The organism is Serratia sp. K1WW1, from assembly GCF_055790865.1.
Map to the genome: position 1 here is coordinate 1668082 of NZ_CM147697.1, position 21168 is coordinate 1689249.

The 21168-nt window shown below is 54.9% G+C and carries 18 protein-coding genes; 12 read left to right on the plus strand and 6 right to left on the minus strand.

Annotated elements, in window-relative coordinates; all coding sequences use genetic code 11:
- Positions 1-40 precede the first annotated feature (40 nt).
- From ACX9GU_RS07610 to maeB, 6 genes are all read left to right on the plus strand, one after another.
- Entirely contained in the window at positions 41-1300 is a 1260-nt protein-coding gene (locus ACX9GU_RS07610; RefSeq protein ID WP_473194362.1) for an MFS transporter, read from the plus strand.
- Positions 1301-1323: 23 nt separating this feature from the next.
- Positions 1324-2082, plus strand: coding sequence for an SDR family oxidoreductase (locus ACX9GU_RS07615; RefSeq protein WP_473194363.1), 759 nt, complete (start codon positions 1324-1326; stop codon positions 2080-2082).
- A gap of 29 nt (positions 2083-2111) precedes the next feature.
- Positions 2112-3113: a dihydroxyacetone kinase subunit DhaK gene (locus tag ACX9GU_RS07620; RefSeq protein ID WP_166735079.1), complete on the plus strand. Its 1002-nt coding sequence runs from the start codon at positions 2112-2114 to the stop codon at positions 3111-3113.
- A gap of 3 nt (positions 3114-3116) precedes the next feature.
- A complete protein-coding gene (dhaL, locus tag ACX9GU_RS07625) occupies positions 3117-3773 on the plus strand; it encodes a dihydroxyacetone kinase subunit DhaL (RefSeq protein WP_473194364.1) in 657 nt (218 codons plus the stop codon).
- 99 nt (positions 3774-3872) lie between these two features.
- Positions 3873-4835, plus strand: coding sequence for a sugar-binding transcriptional regulator (locus ACX9GU_RS07630; protein ID WP_473194365.1), 963 nt, complete (start codon positions 3873-3875; stop codon positions 4833-4835).
- A gap of 222 nt (positions 4836-5057) precedes the next feature.
- Positions 5058-7337, plus strand: coding sequence for an NADP-dependent oxaloacetate-decarboxylating malate dehydrogenase (gene maeB, locus ACX9GU_RS07635; protein ID WP_473194366.1), 2280 nt, complete (start codon positions 5058-5060; stop codon positions 7335-7337).
- 45 nt (positions 7338-7382) lie between these two features.
- Here maeB and mmuM read toward each other — a convergent pair whose 3' ends face one another.
- Both mmuM and mmuP read right to left on the minus strand, forming a co-directional pair.
- Positions 7383-8321, minus strand: a complete 939-nt coding sequence (gene mmuM / locus ACX9GU_RS07640; protein WP_473194367.1) for a homocysteine S-methyltransferase — start codon at positions 8319-8321, stop codon at positions 7383-7385.
- Positions 8311-9720, minus strand: a complete 1410-nt coding sequence (mmuP, locus tag ACX9GU_RS07645; protein ID WP_473194368.1) for an S-methylmethionine permease — start codon at positions 9718-9720, stop codon at positions 8311-8313. The genes mmuM and mmuP overlap by 11 nt, the downstream gene beginning before the upstream one ends.
- 183 nt (positions 9721-9903) lie before the next feature.
- Here mmuP and ACX9GU_RS07650 point away from each other — a divergent pair, with 183 nt between their 5' ends.
- From ACX9GU_RS07650 to ACX9GU_RS07665, 4 genes are all read left to right on the plus strand, one after another.
- Positions 9904-10743 (plus strand): ChaN family lipoprotein, encoded by an 840-nt coding sequence (locus tag ACX9GU_RS07650; protein WP_473194369.1) that lies wholly within the window; start codon positions 9904-9906, stop codon positions 10741-10743.
- Positions 10744-10845: 102 nt separating this feature from the next.
- Positions 10846-11646, plus strand: coding sequence for a TonB family protein (locus ACX9GU_RS07655; RefSeq protein WP_473194370.1), 801 nt, complete (start codon positions 10846-10848; stop codon positions 11644-11646).
- 154 nt (positions 11647-11800) lie between these two features.
- On the plus strand, positions 11801-13873 hold the full coding sequence (locus tag ACX9GU_RS07660; RefSeq protein WP_473195132.1) for a S9 family peptidase: 2073 nt from the start codon (positions 11801-11803) through the stop codon (positions 13871-13873).
- A gap of 129 nt (positions 13874-14002) precedes the next feature.
- A complete protein-coding gene (locus ACX9GU_RS07665; RefSeq protein ID WP_473194371.1) occupies positions 14003-16243 on the plus strand; it encodes a TonB-dependent receptor domain-containing protein in 2241 nt (746 codons plus the stop codon).
- An 895-nt stretch (positions 16244-17138) separates the two neighbouring features.
- On the opposite strand, the gene ACX9GU_RS07670 is transcribed toward ACX9GU_RS07665, so the two are convergent.
- The 3 genes from ACX9GU_RS07670 to amiA form a co-directional block, all read right to left on the minus strand.
- On the minus strand, positions 17139-17594 hold the full coding sequence (locus ACX9GU_RS07670) for a YaiI/YqxD family protein (RefSeq protein ID WP_024527105.1): 456 nt from the start codon (positions 17592-17594) through the stop codon (positions 17139-17141).
- The gene (gene hemF, locus ACX9GU_RS07675) at positions 17594-18514 is read right to left on the minus strand and encodes an oxygen-dependent coproporphyrinogen oxidase (RefSeq protein WP_473194372.1); all 921 of its coding nucleotides are present in this window, start codon (positions 18512-18514) and stop codon (positions 17594-17596) included. Before hemF ends, ACX9GU_RS07670 begins: the two co-directional genes overlap by 1 nt.
- A gap of 68 nt (positions 18515-18582) precedes the next feature.
- Entirely contained in the window at positions 18583-19464 is an 882-nt protein-coding gene (amiA, locus tag ACX9GU_RS07680) for an N-acetylmuramoyl-L-alanine amidase AmiA (RefSeq protein WP_473195133.1), read from the minus strand.
- Positions 19465-19647: 183 nt separating this feature from the next.
- Here amiA and ACX9GU_RS07685 point away from each other — a divergent pair, with 183 nt between their 5' ends.
- Positions 19648-20073, plus strand: a complete 426-nt coding sequence (locus ACX9GU_RS07685) for a GNAT family acetyltransferase (protein WP_021807072.1) — start codon at positions 19648-19650, stop codon at positions 20071-20073.
- A 38-nt stretch (positions 20074-20111) separates the two neighbouring features.
- On the opposite strand, the gene ACX9GU_RS07690 is transcribed toward ACX9GU_RS07685, so the two are convergent.
- Positions 20112-20510, minus strand: a complete 399-nt coding sequence (locus tag ACX9GU_RS07690; RefSeq protein WP_473194373.1) for a YgiW/YdeI family stress tolerance OB fold protein — start codon at positions 20508-20510, stop codon at positions 20112-20114.
- Positions 20511-20668: 158 nt separating this feature from the next.
- On the opposite strand from ACX9GU_RS07690, the gene ACX9GU_RS07695 reads away from it, so the two are divergent.
- Positions 20669-21133 (plus strand): DUF2919 domain-containing protein, encoded by a 465-nt coding sequence (locus tag ACX9GU_RS07695; protein ID WP_473194374.1) that lies wholly within the window; start codon positions 20669-20671, stop codon positions 21131-21133.
- The last annotated feature ends 35 nt before the right edge of the window (positions 21134-21168 follow it).

The window sequence follows — 21168 nt, forward strand, 5'->3', positions numbered from 1 at the left end:
TTAGCCTGCACCTCCACAATTCAATGTGCTGGGGTGTTTTATGCTGAATGGACTGATTCATCGCATTGGTCTGTCACCAAAATTAATGCTCGGTTATGCCGGTGTGTTGGTCTTTATGATGGGGGAGGGGCTGGAACAAGGCTGGCTTTCACCCTATTTGATCGGTAAAGGCTTAACCATTCAGGAATCTGCGCTGCTGTTTAGCGTTTACGGTTTTGCTGCGGCAATCTCTGCCTGGTTTTCCGGCGTTTTGGCGGAAATCTTTACCGCTCGCCGCGTCATGCTGGCTGGATTGTTGCTGTTCTTGCTGGGCTCGGTGTGTTTTCTGGTGTGGGGATTACCCAGTAATAACCTGTCGGTGATGATACCGACCTATGCGCTGCGCGGGCTGGGCTATCCCCTGTTTGCCTATGGTTTTCTGGTGTGGGTCGCCTATGAGGCTCCGCCGGAAAGGCTGGGTTCCGCCGTGGGGATTTTCTGGTTTGTCTACAGCGGTGGGTTGAGCGTACTGGGCGTGCTCTATTCCAGCATCATGCTGCCGTACCTGGGGGAAATCCACACCTTATGGAGCGCATTAATCTTTGTGGTACTCGGGGCGATGATCGCCCTGATGCTTAACCGCACCCCTGGCCATAGCGACGTGGGGGACAAGCAAAAAGCCTCCCTCAGCTATGTGCTAAAGGGGATCACCATTGCGTTTGAGAACCCGAAAATCGGCCTGGGTGGCATTGTCCGCACCATCAATACCTCTGCGGCGTATGGTTTCGTGGTGTTTATGCCGATGTACATGATGGATATAGGGTTTAGCCGCACTGACTGGCTACAGATGTATGCGGCACTGTGGACGGTGAACATTATCTTCAACCTGATCTTTGGGGTGATCAGCGACGGCTTGGGCTGGCGTAACGTCGTCATGTGGTTCGGTTGCGTCGGCTGCGCTATCACCACGCTGATGTTCTATTACGTGCCTTACTTCCTCGGTCCCAATTATCTGCTGACTGTCGTGGCCGCCGGGCTATTCGGTGCTTGCCTGGCTGCCTTCGTACCTCTTTCGGCCATTATGCCAACGTTGGCTCCGGAGAATAAGGGGGCCGCCATGTCGATCCTGAATCTCGGCGCGGGTTTGAGCACCTTCGTTGGCCCGGCAGTGGTAGGGTTGTTTATTGGCAGCTTGGGGAGCAGTGGAGTGATTTGGATTTTCACCGGCCTGTATTTGTTCAGCGGCGTCTTGATGAAATATGTCACCTTGCCTAAAGCCGTGCCTGCCGCCGTGGAAGAAAATCATCACAGCTTGGCGTAACTAACCGTTTTAGGGAGTTTTCTATGATTACTGGTCAAAGCAAGGGAGCCTTGCAAGGGAAAGTGGCGTTGATAACCGGCGGCGCGGCGGGAATAGGTCTGGCTATTGCCAAATGCTATCTGCAAAACGGCGCGCAGGTCGTGCTGTTGGATCGCGCTCCACAGGTGGTGCAGATTGCCCAGCAGCTGGATCAGCAACAGGCGTTGGGCATCCTGATGGACGTCACCGACAAAGCCTCGGTAGAACAGGCGGTTGCGCAGGCCAATGCCCATTTCGGGCGGCTGGATGTGCTGGTCAATAGTGCCGGGATCGTCGCGCTGTATCCGGCGGAAGAACTGCCCGAAGACGCTTGGGATAACACCATGGCGGTGAACCTGAAAGGGGTGTTCCTTACCAGTCAGGCCGTGGGCCACTATTTTATTCGTCAGGGCAGTGGCAGCATTATCAACCTGGCCTCGCAGGCCGGCGTGGTCGCCTTGCCCAATCATCTGGCTTACTGCGCCAGCAAGGCCGGCGTGATTGGCTTGACCCAGGTTCTGGCACTGGAATGGGGGCCGCACAACGTGCGGGTAAACGCCATTTCGCCCACGGTGGTACTGACCGAGTTGGGGCGCAAAGCATGGTCTGGCGAGGTTGCGGAACAAATGAAGCAGAAAATTCCCCTGAGGCGCTTTGCCGAACCCGAGGATATTGCCGCCAGCGCGCTGTTCCTGGCGAGCGATGCGGCCAGCATGATCACCGGCAGCAATCTGGTGGTTGACGGCGGTTACACCATTCAATAACTCGATACTCAGGCAAAAGAGAGGCCATGATGAACAGAATCATTAACGATCCCGATCACGTCGTGGAAGATGCCATTCAGGGCTATCTGAAGGCTCATCCGGAATATTTCACCGCGACCGATAATGCACGAGTCCTCAAATACCCTGCCGCACCAATCAAAGGCAAGGTGGGTATTGTTACCGGTGGGGGCTCGGGGCATGAGCCTGCGTTTCTGGGCTATGTTGGCAAGAACATGCTCGATGCTGTGGCCATCGGTGAGATTTTCTCTTCGCCCACGGCGGGGGCATTTCTGGATGCGTTCAAGGCCGCGGACAGCGGGGCGGGGGTCGCCTGCCTGTATGGCAACTATGCTGGCGATAATATGAACGTCAAAATGGCGATGAAGAAGGCCAGCGCCGCCGGTATCACGGTAAAAACCGTGGTGGCAAATGATGATGTTGCTTCTGCGCCCGCCAGTGAAATTGAAAAACGCCGTGGCGTTGCCGGTGAGATTCTGATGTGGAAAATCGGGGCTGCTGCCGCAGCGCTGGGTTACGATCTTGACGGGGTGATCGCTGCTGCGCAAAAGGCGATTGGCAATTGCCGCTCGATCGGCGTCGGGCTCAGTTCTTGCACCATCCCGGCGGTAGGTAAGCCCAACTTCCATATCGCCGATGGCCACATGGAGATCGGGATTGGGCATCACGGTGAGCCTGGGATTGAGGTATCACCGATCCAGTCGGCGTCCGCGATGGCTGGCACCATGCTCGACTTTGTGCTCAATGATATGCCGTTGAACAAGGGGCAGGAAGTTGCCCTGTTGATTTCCGGCCTGGGGGCCACGCCGGTGATGGAGCTCTACATCTATTATGCCGAGATTGAAAAGCGGCTGACGGAGCGTGGTATCAAGGTTCACCGTCGCTATGTGGGTAACTATTTTACCTCGCTGGAAATGATGGGGGTGACGTTAACCTTGATGAAGCTCGACGACCAATTGAAAACGTTGCTCGATATGCCCGCTCATTCATTGGGCCTAACTCAGGTGGAGTGAATCATGACCACACAAATTTCGACGCAGTATGGTAATGAGATCGTCGCGGCGCTGATTGGCGTGATTGTCAGCAATCGCGAGTATCTCAGTGAAATAGATGGTGCGATTGGCGACGGCGATCACGGCATTAATATGTCAAAAGGCTTCACCTTATGTGGTGAGGCCATCAAGGGCCAAAAACTGACGTTGGCGCAGGCTTTCGACGCGGTAGCGGACGCGCTGATGGAAGGGATTGGTGGCTCGATGGGGCCGCTGTATGGCAGCCTGTTCCTGGGCATGGCCGACAGCGTGCGCGATAAAACGGCGCTGGATAAACAGGTTTTTCTGGCCATGTTGCGCAATGGGCTCACTGAACTGCAGGACATCAGCAGCGCTGGCGTAGGCGACAAGTGCCTGATGGATACTCTGATCCCTGCGATAGAAGGGTATGAGCAGGCGGTTCGGCGCGGCGATAGCTTCAGTGAGTCGCTGGAGCAGTTGAAACGGGCTGCCGTTGCCGGGCGCGATTCAACCCGCGATCTGGTTGCCAAGATTGGCCGCGCGAGCCGGTTGGGGGAACGTTCGCGCGGCGTGCTGGATGCCGGTGCGGTATCCTGTTGTCTACTGTTATGCCAACTGGCTGATGCGGTAGAACAACGCTTGAATACCGTTGCCGCCTGAACAGGTTATACTAGCGGGCAATGCGATAAGATGGGTTCGGCATGCTGGATCCATCTTCTATTGAAAAAGACCAATCTGCCGTGGGGAAACGTGTAACGGATGGAAAAAAAAACAGGATCCCAGGATAACGAACTGCTGACTGAAATTGCCGTGGCGTATTATCAGGACGAAATCACTCAGGAGGAGATTGCAAAAAAGTTCGGTATTTCGCGGATTAAGGTCGGGCGTTTACTCAAGCGGGCCAAAGAAGAAGGCATTGTTGAGATCACCGTCCGCTATCATCCGGTATTCAGTACCCGGCTGGAGCAGCAAATGCTGGAGCGTTTCTCCCTCAGCCGTGCATTAATCGCGCTGGATCATCAGGATGAGGAAGAACAGCGGCGTCAGGTCGCAGCATTGGTTTCCGGTTATCTGGCCATGTCCCTGAAAGACGATATGGTGCTGGCGGTTGGTCAAGGGCGTAACGTGGCCGCGATCGCCGACCATGTGGGCAGCGTGGCACCCAAAAACTGTAAATTTATCTGTGGCATTGGGGGAACGCATCGCCCTGGTGACGCCATCAATGCTGACCACATCAGCCGCCGTCTGGCGAAGAAATTTGGTGGTAGCAGCGAGACGCTGTATGCCCCGGCGTATGTTGAAAACCGGGCGCTGAAACAGGCGTTTATGCAAAACGGCACCATCAAGGAAACCCTGGATCGGGCGCGCAAGGCCGATGTGGCCCTGGTGGGCATCGGTGATATGAACGAAAACAGCTACATGGTAAAGCTTGGCTGGTTTACACCCCACGAGATCATTGATGCCAGTCTGAATCAGGGAGTGATCGGTGATATTGCCGGTTATGACTTTTTCAATGCGCAGGGGATGCACGTGGATACGGTGATGAACGATCGCGTCATTGGCCTGAGTATTGATGAGCTGCGGAAAATCCCTTGTGTGATCGCCATTGCCTCTGAGAATACCAAAGCGTTGGCTATTCTGGGCGCGCTGCGTACCGGGGCGATCGATATCATCGCGACCAGCGCCCTCAACATCCGCACCATTCTTAATATGTCACAGTAATCGCTGTGGTAAAAAAGGGTTTAACTGCGTCAGGTTGAACCCTTACCTCTCTGACTCGATAAAAACGCTGTTTTTCTGTTCGCTTAACTTCCTTTTAACTTTTATTTACAAGTTTCGCCCAAGGTTATGGCACGCTTCAAAGTTTGTGACGATTCTCTCACTATACTAGTTCAGCGATAAAGCCTTACCTCAACATAAAAGAAGAAAGCAAAGGAACCCATAATGGACGAACAGCTCAAACAGAGTGCCCTTGATTTCCATCAGTTTCCGGTCCCAGGGAAGATCCAGGTATCGCCGACTAAACCGCTAGCGACGCAGCGCGATCTGGCCTTGGCCTATTCGCCGGGCGTGGCTGCTCCCTGCCTGGAAATTGCCGCCGATCCGCTGGCCGCTTATAAATATACCGCCAAGGGTAACCTGGTGGCGGTGATCTCCAACGGCACCGCGGTGCTGGGGTTGGGGAATATCGGTGCGCTGGCCGGTAAGCCGGTCATGGAAGGTAAAGGGGTTCTGTTTAAGAAGTTTTCCGGTATTGACGTGTTCGATATCGAAGTTGATGAACTCGATCCTGACAAGCTGATTGACGTGATCGCCGCGCTGGAACCGACCTTCGGCGGCATTAACCTGGAAGATATCAAAGCGCCCGAGTGCTTCTATATTGAGAAGAAACTGCGTGAGCGCATGAAGATCCCGGTGTTCCATGACGATCAGCACGGCACGGCGATTATTACCACCGCTGCGGTGCTCAACGGCCTGCGGGTGGTGAAGAAAAACATCTCCGACGTACGCCTGGTGGTATCGGGAGCCGGTGCGGCCTCCATTGCCTGTTTGAACCTGCTGGTCGCGTTGGGTCTGAGCAAGCAGAACATCACCGTTTGCGACTCCAAAGGCGTGATCTATCAGGGCCGCGACGCCAAAATGGAAGAAACCAAGGCCGCGTATGCCATTGCGGATAACGGCCAGCGTACGCTGGGGGATGCCATTCCCAATGCCGATATTTTCCTGGGTTGCTCCGGCCCTGGCGTACTGACGCAGGACATGGTGAAAACCATGGCCAGAGATCCGCTGATCATGGCGCTGGCTAACCCGGAACCGGAAATTCTGCCACCGTTGGCGAAAGCGGTGCGCCCAGATGCGATCATCTGTACCGGCCGTTCTGATTACCCCAACCAGGTGAACAACGTGCTGTGCTTCCCGTTCATCTTCCGTGGCGCGCTGGATGTGGGGGCCACGACCATCAACGAAGAGATGAAGCTGGCCTGCGTGCACGCCATTGCCGATCTGGCGCTGGCAGAGCAGAGCGACGTGGTGGCTTCGGCGTATGGCGATCAGGACCTCTCCTTTGGCCCGGAATACATCATTCCCAAACCGTTCGATCCGCGCCTGATTGTCAAAATCGCCCCGGCGGTAGCCAAGGCTGCCATGGATTCCGGCGTGGCGATGCGCCCGATCGAAGACTTTGATGCCTACGTGGAGAAACTGACCGAGTTCGTTTACAAAACCAACCTGTTTATGAAGCCGATCTTCTCTCAGGCGAAGAAAGAAGTGAAACGCGTGGTAATGGCCGAAGGTGAAGAAGAGCGCGTCCTGCATGCTACCCAAGAGCTGGTATCGCAGGGGCTGGCTTTCCCGATCCTGGTGGGTCGCCCAAGCGTGATTGAAATGCGCCTGAAGAAACTTGGCCTGCAGCTGACGCCGGGCAAAGACTTTGAAGTGGTGAATAACGAGTCCGATCCGCGTTTCAATGAATACTGGGGTGAGTATTACCAGATCATGAAGCGCCGTGGCGTCTCCCAGGAGCAGGCTCGCCGCGCGGTGATCGGTAACCCAACGCTGATTGCTGCCATCATGCTGCACCGTGGGGAAGCCGATGCCATGATCTGTGGCACCATCGGCAGCTACCACGAGCATTATGACGTAGTGGAAAAGGTATTCGGGTTCCGTGAAGGGGTACATGTGGCAGGGGCAATGAACGCCTTACTGCTGCCGAGCGGTAACACCTTTATCGCCGATACCTACGTCAACGATGACCCAACGCCGGAACAGCTGGCGGAAATCACCCTGATGGCGGCAGACACGGTGCGGCGCTTCGGGATTGAGCCGAAGGTAGCGCTGTTGTCCCACTCCAGCTTTGGTTCTTCCAACTGCCCGTCGGCGAGCAAAATGCGTAAAACGCTGGAGCTGGTCAATCAGATGGCACCAGGATTGGAGATCGACGGTGAGATGCACGGTGACGCCGCGCTGGTGGAAAGTATCCGCCACGATTTGATGCCGGACAGCCCGCTGAAAGGCTCCGCCAACATCCTGATCATGCCAAGTATGGAAGCGGCGCGCATCAGCTACAACCTGCTGCGTGTCTCCTCTTCCGAAGGGGTGACGGTAGGGCCGGTATTGATGGGCGTGTCCAAGCCGGTACATATCCTGACGCCGATCGCTTCGGTGCGCCGTATCGTCAACATGGTGGCATTGGCCGTAGTGGAAGCACAAACCCAACCGCTGTAATAGCGTGAAAGTGACCCCCTGCGGCTTCGGCCACAGGGGGTTTTTTTATGCGTGGCAGCGTTCGGCAATCGCCTGAATGTCGGCAGGTGTGGTTCGGCAGCAGCCACCAATCAAGCGGGCACCGGCATGCTGCCAATCGGCCAACTGATTGATCAGATGCTGCTGGTGGTTACCACAGCTGTGCCAGGTTTTGCTCACCGCGTCGTAGTGTTCGCCGGAGTTAGGGTAAACCAGTAACGGTTTATCACTCAGTGCGGCAAGCTGCTGCAACGCCGGGGTGACGTTTTCCAACGCGATACAATTGACGCCTACTGCCAGCACCTGCGGGTTACCGTTAAGCTCAGCCATGACGACGGCCAGTGGCGTTCCATCGCTTAGATGCTGGCTATCGCGCAGAGTGAAAGAGAACCACCCACCCAGCGCTGGGAATTCCGCCAGCAGCGCCAGCAGGGCCTTTAATTCGGCAAACGAAGGCAGCGTTTCACATGCCAGCAGATCCACGCCGGCGTTGGCCAGAGCCGTGATACGCGGACGATGGAATGCGATCATCTCTGCTTGCGGCAGATGGTAGTCGCCACGATATTCAGAGCCATCCGCCAGGTAGGCGCCATAGGGGCCGACCGAACCGGCTACCAGCAAAGGCAATCGTTGTGGGTGCTGGGCCAGATAATCGGCTCGCGCCTGCTGTGCCAGGTGGACGCTTTGGGCGATCAGTGCCAACGATTGCGGCTCATCCAGGCCCCGGCGTAAAAAACCTTGGGGCGTGGCCTGATAGCTGGCGGTAATGGCGCACTGTGCTCCTGCATTGAAGTAATCCAGATGCACCTGATAAATCAGCTCCGGGTTTTCAATCAGCACCTTTGCCGACCACAGCGGATCGGTGAGATCGCAACCTCGGGCCTCCAGTTCGGTGGCCATTGCCCCGTCCAAAATCAACGTGCGGTTATCGGCCAGCAAGGCGGCCAGAGGGTTGTTAACCGACATGTTCTTCTCCGGTGTTCAGTAGGTTTTGCTGCCCGGAACGCCGGGTCAGGTAATAGGCCAGATAGCAGATCGCCACAAACGGCAGGCCGCAATAAAGCGCCACGCGTTGCTCTGGGTCGAATGCCAGGCCGATACAGGCCAATAAACACAGCGCAAAGCCGATAATAGGCGTCAGCGGATAGCCTGGTGCTCGGTATTTCAGCCCTTCAATCGGTTGACCGCTGCGCAGGTAGCGGCGGCGAAAAACGTAGTGGGCGGCACAGATGCTCAGCCAGACGGCAACGACCGCAAAGCCGGAAATGGCAGACAGTGCCACAAACACCGTATCGGGGGCGATCACGCTGGTCAACAGGGCCAGCACGCCGCCGAGCATGCTGAACGTCAATGCATTCATCGGGATCCCGCGAGCATTCACCCGTGAAAAATAGGCTGGCATGGTGCGCTGATTGGCCAGCGACCACAGCATGCGTCCCGAAGCATATAGTCCGGAGTTGGCGGCCGAGAGAATGGCGGTCAGGATCACGAAGTTAAAAATATCGGCGGCATAAGGCACACCAATGCGCTCAAAGACCAGGACAAACGGGCTTTTCACGATCCCGGCCTGCTCCATAGGGATCAGCGCTGCCAGGATAAATACCGTACCGATAAAGAATACCATCAGGCGGATCACCGTGGTGCGGATGGCCCAGGGCACCACTTTTTCCGGATTTTCGGTTTCGCCCGCCGCAATGCCGATCAGCTCAGTACCGGAGAAGGCGAAATTGACCGCTACCATGGTCATCAGGATCGGTAACGTTCCATTGGGCAGCCAACCCGATGAGGTCAGGTTACTCAGGAAGGGCGTTGGCGTGCCGTCTTTCATCGGGATCAGGCCAAACATGGCCGCACCGCCCAGCACGATGAATGCCAGAATGGTGATCACCTTGATCAGCGAGAACCAGAATTCACTTTCGGCAAAGAAGCGGGTGGTAATGACGTTGAGCAGAAAAATGGCCAGACAGAAAATCAGACACCACAACCAGACCGGTGATTGTGGAAACCAGTATTGCATACAGAAACCGGCGGCGGTCAGGCTGGAGCCCAACGCGACGGTCCAGGTCAGCCAGTACAGCCAGGCAACGGTATAGCCGGTTGCCGGGCCAAGATAGCGTGCCGCATAGACGTGAAATGCGCCGGTTTCCGGCATGGCAACGGCAAGTTCCCCCAGACACAGCATGACCAGATAGACCACGACGGCGCCAATCAAGTAGGCCAGCAAGGTGCCTAGTGCACCGGTCGTGGAGATGATATAGCCGGTGTTGAAAAACAGACCGGTACCGATCACGCCGCCCAGCGACAGCATCACCAAATGCCGGGCTTTCATGGTGCGTTTGAATTGCCCTTCAGCGGCAGGTTGCATAACACTCTATCCATATAGACGTCTAAATGGCTATCAGTTATACCCGTTCCATTATGTGAAATCAACGTAACTCAAAACACGGTAACGAAAAAACGGCTGTCGGCCACCAGGTGCTGCCAATTTCTATATGCAAATGATAATTATTCTCTATAATGTCGCCACTTTTGTGTAAGGAAAGACGACATGAAATTTCTGATAGTGTTTGCAACGTTGGTGCTTACAGCCTGTAGCCAGGGGCCGGTCTCCTCCCCGAAAAGCGACATTTCCACGCTAGGCAAGATTGTTGATTTACGCAGTGGCGAGACGTTGACGCCCCAACAGTTACTGACGCGCCTGGCAGAACAGCCACGGGTGATCGTGGGCGAAAAGCATGACAATCCTTATCACCACCAGATCGAACTGTGGCTGGTAGAGCAATTACCACAACAGCGGCCACAGGGCAGCGTGCTGATGGAGATGATCACACCCAGCCAGCAAGGCAAAGTGGATGAAGTAAAACAATGGCTGCAAACCGAACCGACGGTACGTGATAGCCGCGTAGCTGAACTCACAGCCTGGCAAGCCAGTTGGAAGTGGTCACTGTATGGCGAGGTGGTAATGGCGGCGATGCGTGCACCTTATCCTCTGTTATCCGCTAACCTCGATCGCAACGAAATCATGGCGTTTTATCAACGGCCCGAATTCCCCAAAGGCCAGCTTTCGGTGCGGCCAGAAGTCCAGCAGGCGCTCGCTGCCACCATACGTGATTCCCATGACGGCAAAATTGATGCGGTGCAGCTGCATGCCATGCTCGCTATTCAGCAGCAGCGCGATCGCCGTATGGCCGAAAGTTTACTGGCTGCACCCACCCCGGCACTGCTGATAGTGGGCGGTTATCACGCTTCCAGAACGGTCGGTGTGCCACTACACATCCAGGATCTGCAGCCCGGTGCCAAATTTACGGTGTTGATGCTGGCAGAGCAGGGCGTGGTCATCGATCGGCCCATGGCGGATTACCTTTGGGTTACGCCAACCGCAAAATGATTACGTCAAGATAGCGAAAAGATCTGTCATTAACATTTACAAATGATTATCATTAGCAAATGTGATCTGCAATCATTCGCAATTAGGTAATCTACTATCCCTATGTTTAGTCAGCCTTATGGCCCTCAGGCGGCAACTCTGCCGCAGCCGCGCTGGGGGCGTGGTTTACTGTATGCGCTGGGCGTCCATCTGGCGCTGGTATGGCTGTTTTACTGGCCGCAAACTTCGCTGCCGCCGGTGCTGATGCCACCACCGGCGATCATGCTCAGTTGGGCGGCGCAGATCGAAGCGCCAAGCCAGCCTAAGCCGTTGCCGCTGGGGTTGCAGCAACAGGCGGACAGTTCGGCGGCACAACCTGCGCAACAGCAGCGAGAGCCGGAGATGCCTGAACTGGCACGTGCCGAAGCGGCAAAAATTGTTGTGGCCGAGCGCAGTAAAAATGCGCATAAGCAACAGCGTAAAGCACCGCCAAAGCCGCCAACTCCTATGGAGAAAGAGCAAGACGTCACGCATTCCGCAGCGGCCAGCACGGCGGCACCCAAGGCGCAAAACCTGGCACAGCGGGTGGCGGCACCGTTAAACAGCGATTCCACCGCGCAGGCACAGGCCAAGCTTTCCTGGGAGAGTCAGGTTAAAGGGATGCTCAACCGCGTGAAGCGTTATCCGGCAGACGCCAAACGGCGTCAGCGTTCGGGGGCACCGGTGGTGAGTTTCGTGGTGGATGCTCAGGGGCGAGTGGCCGATGTCGCACTGAAAACGCCCTCAGCTACCGCGTCGTTAGATCGTGAAGCGCTGGCGGTGATATTGCGTGCGCAGCCGTTACCTACGCCACCGGCGGAGATGCTGCGCCAAGGCAAGGTTGCCGTGACCATGGCAGTAGATTTTAACCTGGCGCTGTTGTAAGCCAGCCAAAACGTATTTACCCATCAGGCTTTATCTCTTGTTGTGCGCAACAGGAGAGGGGTTTGCTACGCTCAAATTATCGTGAGGGGTTATGACATTACCTGTTCAATCGGCTCGCTGCCGCAGGCCTTTGGTGACTTATCTACTGATTTTTATGGGGTTATTAAGCTTTACCACCAAGGCAGCCGTGCCGCCGCCCCAGGCTGAAATTATTCCGCATAAATTAACCGCCCAGGGCGAAACACGAATCGATAATTATTATTGGCTGCGCGATGATGGCCGCCAGAATAAACAGGTGTTGGCTTATCTGACGGCGGAAAACCGTTATACCGAACAGGTGATGCAGCCATATCAGACGCTGCGCGATCGGTTGTATCACGAGATGCTGGGCCGCATGAGTCCGGAAGATCGCTCGGTTCCCTATCAGCTCAACGGCTACCGCTATCAAGAACGCATTGATGCGGGTAAAGAGTTTGCCGTCTACCAGCGGCAGGCCGTGGCAGATGGCTCCGCCTGGCAGACGCTGCTGGATGGCAATCAGCGTGCCCAAGGCCAAGATTATTACCGCGTGGGGGGATTGGCTGTCAGTGAAGATAACCGCCGCCTGGCCGTCGCGGAGGATACTCAAGGGCGCAGGCAATACCGCATTTCCCTGCGCGATCTGGCTAGCGGCGCTTGGGCCAAAGAGGTGATTGAAAACACCTCGGGCAATATGGTGTGGGCCAACGACGGCAACAGCTTGTTCTACGTGCGCAATCATCCCCAAACGCTGTCACCCTATCAGGTCTATCGCCATCAATTCGGTACGCCGGTGGCTGCCGATAAGTTGGTGTATCAGGAAAACGATGGGGCCTTTTACCTGAGCCTGGAACGCTCCTCTTCGCGGGATTACGTGATTGTTACCATCAGCGGGAATACCACTTCCGAAGTGCGCCTGATCGACGCCAACCGGCCGCAAACTCCGGTGCAACTTTTTGCCCCGCGTCAGGCCGGGCGCGAATATTACCTCGACCATTATCGCGGTGCGTTTTATCTGCGTTCCAATCATCAAAGCCCGCATTTCGGTTTGTACCAGACGGCATCCGCGAACCTGCCTTGGAAGCCGCTGATCGCTCCACAGGAAAACAGTGAGTTGGAAAGTTTTGCCCTGTTTCGTGACTGGCTGGTGGTGAAAGAGCGTAGTGAGGGCTTGGTGCATTTACGGCAGATTGCCTGGCAAGGGGGCGAGCAACGCAGCATTCCGTTTGATGATGCCAGCTATATGGCCTGGCTGGGCTACAACCCGGACCCGGAAAGTGGCCGTCTGCGCTATGGCTATTCGGCCATGACCACGCCAACCAGCACCTATGAATGGGATCTCAACAGCGGTAAACGCGAGTTGCTGAAACGCCAAGAGGTGAAGGGCGTAGAACCAGGCTTGTATCACAGTGAGCGTTTGTGGATCACCGCCCGCGACGGCGTGAAAGTACCAGTTTCGCTGGTATACAACAGTGCCAAATTCAAACCTGGCAAAAGTCCGCTGGTGGTGTACGGCTACGGCGCCTATGGCATGAGTATGGATCCGGCGTTCAGCGCCAACCGCATCAGCCTGTTGGATCGCGGTTTCGTCTATGCGCTCATCCACGTACGCGGCGGCGGTGAGCTTGGCCAAAACTGGTATCAGCAGGGCAAACTGGCGAACAAGCCAAACACCTTCAATGACTTTATCGATGCCACCCAGGCACTGATCGAACAGGGTTATGGGCAGCCGGGGCGTGTTTATGCCATGGGGGGCAGCGCCGGTGGTCTGCTGGTGGGGGCGGTGATCAACCAGGCTCCCCAACTGTATAACGCTGTGGTGGCACAGGTGCCTTTTGTCGATGTGCTGACGACGATGCTGGATGACAGCATCCCGTTGACCGTCGGTGAATACGAGGAGTGGGGCAATCCCAATCAGCCGCAGCCCTATGCGCTGATCAAGTCCTACAGTCCGTACGATAATGTGCGCGCGCAGCACTATCCGAATCTGTTGGTCACCAGCGGGCTCTACGATTCGCAGGTGCAGTATTGGGAACCCGCCAAATGGGTGGCGAAACTGCGCCAATTCCAGCAGGGGGAGGCAGTGTTATTGCTGTCCACGGATATGTCGGCGGGCCACGGGGGAAAATCGGGCCGCTTGAGTCGGTTGGAAAATAGCGCGCTGGAATACAGCTTTATTTTAGCAATGGACGAAAAAACACAAAAATAAGGATCTTGGCCGCGCGGCTTAATGGCTGCGCGGCAGATAATAACCATAATAAATTTCCGCCTACCTGGCGGTATTTTCTGCTGAGCATTGATCACTCACTGATTTTGATAGCAATACTTTAGGGGATATATGAAATTTAAACTGCTTATTGGTGCGGTTGGCACCGGTATGGTTTTGTCTGGCCCGCTGTTGGCTGCAGAAAATAAAGGTCAGGCAGTATTCAGCCCGCTGAATGTTTCGGCAGCGGCTAATAACAGTGAACAGGAGGCATTGGAAAAACCTGGGGCATTCAGTTCGCGCGACGAAAATAAAAATCTACAGTCGATAGATAATATCTTGCGCAGCATGCCCGGCACTTTTACTCAAATCGATCCCAGCCAGGGGGCGGTCAGCGTCAATATCCGTGGGATGAGCGGTTTTGGCCGGGTAAATACCATGGTTGATGGCATTACCCAGAGCTATTTTGGCACCTCAACCTCTGGCGTGATGTCCCATGGTTCCACCAACAATCAATCCGGCGTGCTGATCGATCCGAATTTTATTGTTGGGGTCGATGTGGCGCGTGGTGAGAACAGCGGCGCATCTGGGGTGAACGCATTGGCGGGCAGCGCCAACTTCCGCACTATCGGCGTGGATGATGTGGTGTTTGCCGATAATCCGTTTGGCGTGCGCACCAAGTTCTCCGTGGGCAGTAACGGCATTGGCCGCAGCGGTATGATCGCCGTTGGGGCCAAAGGGGCGGCGTTCAGCGATACCGGCAGTTTGGGCGTGATGGCTGCCATTAGCGGCAGCTCCATCTATTCCAACTTCAACAACGGCGACGGCGTGAGCAGTGAGGACTTCGGCTACGACGAGTTTATGAAGCAAAACCCCAAATCGCAGCTGTTCAAGGTGGATATCAAGCCCAACGAATATCACAGCATTGAATTATCTGCTCGTACTTATCAGAATAAATTCTCGCGCCGCGATATCGACAGCAACGATTTTTATCTCAAATATCACTATGCGCCATTTTCCGAGCTGGTGGATCTGAATATGACCGTCAGCCACAGCAAGGGGAATCAGAAGTATGACAGCGATTCACTGTTCACTTTCTTTAATACCAATGCGCAAAACCGCTCCGACGCGCTGGATATCAATAATACCAGCCGTTTCAGCCTGTGGCAGACCGACGTAGCGTTCACCTACGGCGGTAAACTGATGCGCAACCAGTACGACAAGCACGTTGAATCACAGATAGAGGATCCGCAGACGGCGCATGAGGCGATCGAGAACAACACCTTTGCCCCGTCGGGCGACCAGCGTATCGCCAGCCTGTACACCGGTTTGCAACTCAACCGTGATATCTACCAGCTCGATCTCAATCTCAATTATGCCAACAACAAGCTCACCGGCTTTAAACCGGCCTGTGATTTGCGGGTGGAGTGTTTTCCGCAGGGCAGTGCCAATATCGATCTGAAGGAGCACGGATTTAACCCGTCAGTGATGCTGTCTGCGCAGGTCACGCCTTGGCTGCAACCTTTTGCCAGCTACAGTAAATCGATGCGCGCCCCCAACATCCAAGAGGTGTTTTTCTCTAATTCCGGCGGCGCTTCGATGAACCCGTTCCTGAAAGGCGAACGTTCAGAAACCTGGCAAGCGGGTTTTAACCTCAGCGGCAACGATCTGCTGTTCAAGCAGGACACTCTGCGCTTTAAGGCGGTGGTTTACACCAGCAAAATCAAAAACTATATCTTCAGCGAGTCTTACATGGTGTGCCGAAATGGCCGCAAGTGTAGTTTGGGCGAGAACTTGCAGAATGACTGGAGCGATGCCAGCGAAGAGTTCTCGGATAACATGTATATCTACGTCAACTCCCTGACGCCGGTTCGTACCCACGGGGTGGAGCTGGAAGCCAACTATGATGCTGGCCGCGGTTTTGCCCGTGCCTCATTTAGCAAACAGCACACCGACCAGCCTACCTCTATCGCCAGTAGCTACTTTGGCGCGGGAGATATCAACGAACTGCCGGATATGTATTTCACATTGGATAGCGGGTTACGTTTCTTTGACGAAGCGCTGACCGTGGGTAGCATCATCAAATATACCGGTAAGGCTCGCCGCCTTTCTCCTGACTTTGAAATGAGTGAGGAAAACGGGATGTTGATGAAACAGGAGATGCCAAATATTCCCACCGTTATCGATCTGTACAGCACCTATCAGATCAACCGTAATGTTTTGCTGAAATTCAGCGTGCAAAACGTGATGGACAAAAGCTATTCCGATGCGCTTAACAAGCTGAATATGTTGCCGATCCAGGGGGATGAGGCCACCGCGGCCAACACCGCACGCGGGCGGACTTATCTGTTTGGTGGCGAGGTGCGCTTCTAAGCTGATTTGAGGCGTTTGCGGCCCCTCACCCCAACCCTCTCCCACAGGGAGAGGGAGCTGTTAGCCCCAGCTCTTTTGGAAGTAAAGCGGTCATCTCATTAAACTCGATCGTCCCCTTATCCAGGGTGTGTCACTGAGTTTTCAGGCACACTCGATCTGATCCCCTCTCCCTGTGGGCTGAGGAATCCCCAGAAAAATTGAGACGAGAAATAGGCTGTTTTTTACCCATGAACGGACTAAAAAACAGCCTCAAGCAGACGAGAAGAAGTGGTTCGTCATTCTCTCACTGCCAATTTACGAACAAAATGGAACAGATTGATCGTAAAACACTCGCTCTAATTCTCTGAAACCACTAAGAAAAAATTAGTGGGGATACCTCAGCCCATAGGGAGAGGGAGCTGTTAGCCCCAGCTCTTTTGGAAGTAAAGTGGTCATCTCATTAAACTCGATCGTCCCCTTATCCAGGGTGTGTCACTGAGTTTTCAGGCACACTCGATCTGATCCCCTCTCCCTGTGGGCTGAGGAATCCCCAGAAAAATTGAGACGAGAAATAGGCTGTTTTTTACCCATAAACGGACTAAAAAACAGCCTCAAGCAGACGAAAAGAAGTGGTTCGTCATTCTCTCACTGCCAATTTACGAACAAAATGGAACAGATTGATCGTAAAACACTCGCTCTAATTCTCTGAAACCACTAAGAAAAAATTAGTGGGGATACCTCAGCCCATAGGGAGAGGGAGCTGTTAGCCCCAGTTCTTTTGGAAGTAAAGCGGTCATCTCATTAAACTCGATCGTCCCCTTATCCAGGGTGCGTCACTGAGTTTTCAGGCACACTCGATCTGATCCCCTCTCCCTGTGGGAGAGGGTTAGGGTGAGGGTGAGGGGGCCTCTCGGTGCTAATTGGCCCGTTTCGCCTGCTGCAGCCACTTGTCCAACTCATTGGCAAACTGCTGTCTATCGCGCTGGTTGAGGGTGTTCGGCCCCCCGGTCTGGATCCCGCTGGAGCGTAGGGTATCCATAAAATCACGCATGTTCAGGCGTTCACGAATGGTGTCTGGCGTATAACGCTCACCGCGAGGATTCAGGGCGATAGCGCCTTTTTCTATCACTTCGGCGGCCAGTGGGATATCCGCGGTGATCACCAGATCGCCTTTTTCACAGCGGCGCACGATTTCGTTATCCGCCACGTCAAATCCTGCAGCAACCTGCAAGGTGCGGATAAATTTCGAAGGGGGCGTGCGCAGAGGCTGATTAGCCACCAGGGTGACGGGCATCGCCGCGCGGTCTGCGGCACGGAACAGCACTTCTTTGATCACGTTTGGACAGGCGTCGGCATCGACCCAAATCTGCATTATTGTTGCTCCTGTAGCCAGTCGCGCACCGGTAGAAAGTCACGGTATAGCGCGGCTTCCGGGCTGTCGGTTGCGGGCTGGAAGTTATATTCCCAACGCACCAAAGGCGGCATCGACATCAGGATCGATTCGGTGCGGCCCCCGGTTTGCAGGCCGAACAGCGTACCGCGATCCCACACCAAATTAAACTCGACATAGCGGCCACGGCGATAGAGTTGAAACTGGCGTTCGTTGTCGCCCCAAGGCAGTGCTTTACGTCTTTCCACAATCGGCAGATAGGCCTCCAGGAAGCCTTCACCTACCGCCTGGGTAAACGCGAAACAGCTTTCGAAATCCGGGGTATTCAGATCGTCAAAGAACAGGCCGCCGATACCGCGGGCTTCATTACGGTGTTTGATAAAGAAATACTCGTCGCACCACTTTTTGTATTTCGGGTACACGTCGTCGCCGAAGGGGGCGCAGAGTTGAAGCGCTGTGCGGTGCCAGTGAACGGCGTCCTCGGTAAAGCCATAGAACGGCGTTAGGTCAAAGCCGCCGCCAAACCACCAAACCGGCTCTTCGCCCGGTTTTTCCGCGATAAAGAAGCGCACGTTGGCATGGCTGGTGGGAATATAGGGGCTGAGCGGATGGATCACCAGTGATACGCCCATCGCCTGAAAGCTGCGCCCGGCCAGTTCTGGACGATGCGCAGTAGCAGAGGCGGGCAGCGTGGCCCCCGAAACGTGGGAGAAATTTACCCCGGCCTGTTCGAATACTGCACCGTTGGTCAACACCCGGCTACGGCCACCGCCGCCTTCTTCACGCGTCCAGCGATCTTCCTTAAAACCGGCGCCGCCATCGGCCTGGGCCAACTGCTCGCAAATCTGGTCTTGCAACGCCAGCAGGAAGGATTTTACTGCGGCAATGGTGGGTAAACTCATACGGGATATTCGCAATGGGTAACTGAACAGGGCGGCAAGTATACCTTCTCGCCCCGTATTTTGCAGGTCTAGCGCGGCTTGCGTTGGTGAACGTCGTAATATTGGAAGAAATTGATCACGCCGTCGGCGATGGCGCGGGCAATTTTTTCGCGAAAGGCGGTGGTGCCTAACAGGCGTTCCTCACCGGGGTTGGTGATAAACGAGGTTTCTACCAGCACCGAAGGAATAGAAGGGGACTTTAATACGGCAAACGCTGCCTGTTCGGTGCTTTCACTGTGCAGGTGGTGAACCGGGCGGATCTGGCCCAGCACATGGCGGCCCAGGGTCAGGCTGTTATTGATGGTGTCGGTTTGCACCAGATCGAACAACACCTGTTGTAGATAGTTGTCCTGATCTTTGTATTTGCCCCCCGCAACGTCATCGGCGGCGTTTTCCTTATTGGAGAGATAGCGCGCCATCGCACTGCTGGCTCCGCGGTTGGAAAGGGCAAACACCGAGGCACCGGCGGCATCCGGGCTGGTAAACCCATCGGCATGGATCGAGATAAACAGATCGGCCTGATGCTGATGGGCGATCTCCACGCGCTGGAACAGCGGGATAAACTCATCCTCCTCCCGTGTCAGGCGGGCTTCAACGTGCTCGTGCTCATGCAAAAAACGCCGCACATGGTTGGCAATTTCCAGCACCACGTGTTTTTCCTGTGAGCCTTCATGGCCCACGGCACCGGAGTCGATACCGCCGTGGCCGGGATCGATCATCACCACTCTTTTGCTCCCAGTGGCTTTGGGTAGCGGTTTGCTGTGCGGTTTTGGTTGCAGCATATTGGCCTGGGTTGCTGAGGTTTTGCCCCCAAGCAGGGCCAGAGCCAGGCCGGAGAGCAGCAGTTGGCGGCGGGTTGATGAAGCGGTGAGGGGGCTGAAATTGAGGTAGGTTTTGCTCTGTTTCTTCATCACGCGCGGCTCCAACTCGATCAATCTATTTCGCGACGTTATAGCGTATTGATCCTCATTAATCGACTTGATAACTATTGCCATTTATTACCTGACAAAACGCTGCGGCTTGAAAGACTGTGGGTATCAGTTAATAATTACGCAATAATCAGAAAAAAGTTCAATTAACAGTAGCGAGCAACGATGGAAATTCGCGTATTTCGGCAAGACGACTTTGAAGAGGTCATCACCCTGTGGGAGCGTTGCGACCTGTTACGGCCATGGAACGATCCCGAGATGGATATTGAACGCAAACTGAACCACGATCCGGATCTGTTTTTGGTGGCGGAAGTGGGCGGTGAGGTGGTTGGCTCGGTGATGGGCGGTTATGACGGCCACCGTGGCTCGGCGTATTACCTGGGCGTTCACCCAGACTATCGCGGGCGCGGCATTGCCAATGCGTTGATTAGTCGGCTGGAGAAAAAGCTGATTGCGCGCGGCTGTCCGAAAATTCAGCTGATGGTGCGTGAAGACAACGACACCGTGATCGAAATGTATGAAAAGCTCGGCTACGAAATTCAGGCGATCACCAGTCTGGGGAAACGCCTGATCGAAGATCAAGAATATTGATCGTCAGGGCGGTGGTTACCACCGCCCCAAGCCCTGGTTTAAGGCAGTTTTTTGATGTTTTTCACATCGACTTCCACGTTGTTCCAGTCCTTATCCACTTTCCCTTCCAACTGAACCTTGTCTTTTGGGGTGATGGTCTGGCCGTTCCAGCGCTTTCTGTCGATCTCTACGGTCAGCGTACCGGTGGCGTCGCGGAAGGTGTAGGTGTCATCACCCACGCGCTGTTCGATATTGCCCTGCAACATCACCCAGGTATCATCGTTCAGCGAATTGACCTTATCTACCGTGGTCAGTGCGGCGCTAGGGCCGGAGAAACCACCTTGCGGGCTGGTTTGCGTTTGAGCCGGTGTCGCGTTGGGATCGATGAACCCGCCCTGTTGAGCTAGAACCGGTGCGCTGCATAATGCGATGAGTGTGAGTAAAGCGATCTTTTTCATCTGGATCTTCCTTATCAGTGGTCTGAATGATTTCCCGTTAGCGGGACATAACCTGATTAAACCATAAGGATCTTAAGAGCTTCTTAAGCTGGAGATTGAAAATGGTGGCCAGCGTCGCCATTTGCAAGGGTAATCATAACATTGGCAAGGAAAAGTCTTTGAAGGCGTCAACACACCGGTTTTCACCGGACGATTACGATCAGCACGGTATGCTACGGTTGCCGCTGTGGTTTTGGGGCGTACTGATCTTACAGGCTCGTACCTGCCTACTGTTTGTGATGGCGGGCACCTCACGCGATCAGGGCAGCAGTTTGCTGCAGCTGTTTTACCCGGATAGTCAGCGTTTTTGGTACGGTATGCTGCTGGGGCTGCCTGCGGCGCTGGCCTTTTTGATTGCTGGCCGCCGCCAGCATTGGCCCCGTCTATGGCGCTGTTGGCGTTGGGTACTGGTAGTATCGCTGGCGGCGGCGCTGCTCGGCTCGCTTTATAGCCTGTGGCAGCAAGACAGCAATGAACCTCCGCTGGATCTCCTGCTGGCGTTGCTGGATGTGTTGGCGATGGGGTATCTGTTAATCAATCGGCGCTTGAAGGCCTGTTTTATCCCGCAGGATGAGGCGAATTAATTGCCGAAAACTGCGGCACTTTTCCCAATTTACGC

Coding starts and splice junctions, on each gene's coding strand:
- ACX9GU_RS07610 (WP_473194362.1), top strand. CDS start 41: ATGCTGAATGGACTGATTCATCGCATTGGTCTGTCACCAAAATTAATG.
- ACX9GU_RS07615 (WP_473194363.1), top strand. CDS start 1,324: ATGATTACTGGTCAAAGCAAGGGAGCCTTGCAAGGGAAAGTGGCGTTG.
- ACX9GU_RS07620 (WP_166735079.1), top strand. CDS start 2,112: ATGAACAGAATCATTAACGATCCCGATCACGTCGTGGAAGATGCCATT.
- dhaL (WP_473194364.1), top strand. CDS start 3,117: ATGACCACACAAATTTCGACGCAGTATGGTAATGAGATCGTCGCGGCG.
- ACX9GU_RS07630 (WP_473194365.1), top strand. CDS start 3,873: ATGGAAAAAAAAACAGGATCCCAGGATAACGAACTGCTGACTGAAATT.
- maeB (WP_473194366.1), top strand. CDS start 5,058: ATGGACGAACAGCTCAAACAGAGTGCCCTTGATTTCCATCAGTTTCCG.
- mmuM (WP_473194367.1), bottom strand. CDS start 8,321: ATGTCGGTTAACAACCCTCTGGCCGCCTTGCTGGCCGATAACCGCACG.
- mmuP (WP_473194368.1), bottom strand. CDS start 9,720: ATGCAACCTGCCGCTGAAGGGCAATTCAAACGCACCATGAAAGCCCGG.
- ACX9GU_RS07650 (WP_473194369.1), top strand. CDS start 9,904: ATGAAATTTCTGATAGTGTTTGCAACGTTGGTGCTTACAGCCTGTAGC.
- ACX9GU_RS07655 (WP_473194370.1), top strand. CDS start 10,846: ATGTTTAGTCAGCCTTATGGCCCTCAGGCGGCAACTCTGCCGCAGCCG.
- ACX9GU_RS07660 (WP_473195132.1), top strand. CDS start 11,801: ATGGGGTTATTAAGCTTTACCACCAAGGCAGCCGTGCCGCCGCCCCAG.
- ACX9GU_RS07665 (WP_473194371.1), top strand. CDS start 14,003: ATGAAATTTAAACTGCTTATTGGTGCGGTTGGCACCGGTATGGTTTTG.
- ACX9GU_RS07670 (WP_024527105.1), bottom strand. CDS start 17,594: ATGCAGATTTGGGTCGATGCCGACGCCTGTCCAAACGTGATCAAAGAA.
- hemF (WP_473194372.1), bottom strand. CDS start 18,514: ATGAGTTTACCCACCATTGCCGCAGTAAAATCCTTCCTGCTGGCGTTG.
- amiA (WP_473195133.1), bottom strand. CDS start 19,464: ATGAAGAAACAGAGCAAAACCTACCTCAATTTCAGCCCCCTCACCGCT.
- ACX9GU_RS07685 (WP_021807072.1), top strand. CDS start 19,648: ATGGAAATTCGCGTATTTCGGCAAGACGACTTTGAAGAGGTCATCACC.
- ACX9GU_RS07690 (WP_473194373.1), bottom strand. CDS start 20,510: ATGAAAAAGATCGCTTTACTCACACTCATCGCATTATGCAGCGCACCG.